Consider the following 1942-nt stretch of genomic DNA (forward strand, 5'->3'; position numbering starts at 1 on the left):
TAAAATATTACCACCTTGCTCTCCTGCATCTGGTCCAACATCCACTAACCATTGAGCACGACGCATGAGCTCTAAATCATGCTCTACAACAAATACGGAGTTTCCAGCGTCTCTTAATTTATCGAGAGAATCATATAATGACTGACTATCTGAAGGATGTAATCCAGCAGACGGTTCATCCAGTACATAAACTACACCAAATAGCATAGAACTTAATTGTGTTGCTAAACGCAAACGTTGTAACTCTCCCGCTGAAAGAGTCGGTGTGGCTCTATCTAATGTTAGATAACCAAGACCTAACTGGCGTAATTGATTTAAACGCCCCACCACACCATTTGCTAAACGCTGGGCAGCAATTTTCTTTTCATCTGAAAGTGCTGACGTACGTCTTACATCTGGAGATACAGAATGCACTGCTCTACCTGTTGTTGCTCGTTCAGATCTATCAAGTTGGGTTACTTTATTATTAGCCTTTTCTCCAGCATTATGAGCGTCGAAATTGCCAAGAACAATGGGCTCAAGCAGGCAAGTTAACTTATCCAAAGAAAGTTGCATAAACTCACCAATATCTACTCCAGCAAAGGTAATAGATAAGGCTTCTGGTTTAAGGCGTTTACCATGACAGGAAGGGCATATTTTTCCTTCCATAAAACGTGAAACACGTTTTTTCATCAACGTACTTTGGGTATTAGCAAAAGTATGAAGGACATAGCGACGAGCACCAGTGAAAGTGCCCATATAGCTGGGTTCTAGTTTACGTTTAAGTGCAGATTGAGTCTCAGCGGGGCTTAAACCAGCATAGACAGGAACTGTTGGGGTTTCTTCAGTAAATAAAATCCAGTCTCTATCCGATTGCGGTAACTCTTTCCATGGTCGATCAACATCATACCCTAGGGTTACTAGGATATCGCGTAAGTTTTGCCCGTGCCAAGCAGGTGGCCATGATGCGATAGCTCTCTCACGAATACTGAGTGTTGGGTCAGGAACCATTGTCGATTCTGTAACTTCATAAATGTGACCTAAACCATGACAGGTAGGACAAGCACCTTGAGGAGTGTTCGGTGAAAAGTCCTCGGCATATAACATTGGCTGATCGGCAGGATATGCACCAGCACGCGAATAAATCATTCGCACGAGACTTGATAAAGTTGTTACACTTCCAACAGAAGAACGGGTATTACTTGCACCACGTTGTTGTTGCAATGCTACTGCTGGTGGTAGACCATCAATAGCATCAACATCTGGTACTCCGGCCTGATCTATTAAGCGTCTTGCATAAGGTGCAACAGATTCGAAATATCTTCTTTGTGCTTCAGCAAAAATAGTTCCAAAAGCAAGTGATGATTTTCCTGAACCCGATACACCTGAGAAAACAACAAGTGCATTTCTTGGGATAGAAACATCTACATCCTTAAGGTTATGCTCACGTGCACCTCGAACTTCAATACAATTATTAGATAAAGTAATGTTATTGTGTTCACCAAAAGAATGTATTCTCATGTTTCTGAGCCTGTAAATTATTTTGTGTAAGTCTCATTTTTTATAAATGATCTTTTAATCGATCATCGAACTGAATCGTAAACCAATTCATTGCTAAACGCCAATTTTGAATTGGCATGGTCCATTTTTTAGCAGCATTTGAAGTTGCTAAATAAATGACCTTTTTCACTGAATCATCAGAAGTTCATTAATTTAGTCTTTTTAAAGCTACTTTTGCATAGAAAATATTCTGGATAGGTTCTAAGCAATCACCTTTAAATTTATGAAAAGCAATTACACAAAATTATTTATAGGCTCTGCAGTTGCATTAGCTTGAAGCCTGTATATATATATATTTGGCTACCTTTATCGGGTAAATTCTATACTTGAAATGTCAACAGCCCCAATACAAAATCTGAGAAATATATGAGTGCAGAAGCCACATCTATCAGCCTTTTATCCC

The 1942-nt window shown here is 39.6% G+C and carries 1 protein-coding gene and 1 pseudogene; both read right to left on the reverse strand.

All coding sequences use genetic code 11. From position 1 onward, the window contains the following. Positions 1 to 1500 (reverse strand): excinuclease ABC subunit UvrA (locus ACNPNW_RS04770; RefSeq protein WP_527890964.1); only part of this gene is annotated, 1500 nt, incomplete at its 3' end. 40 nt (positions 1501 to 1540) lie between these two features. Beyond that, a pseudogene (locus ACNPNW_RS04775) lies at positions 1541 to 1684 on the reverse strand (IS256 family transposase); the annotation flags it as partial. Positions 1685 to 1942: the final 258 nt, after the last annotated feature.

It is taken from the genome of Acinetobacter endophylla (assembly GCF_053543775.1).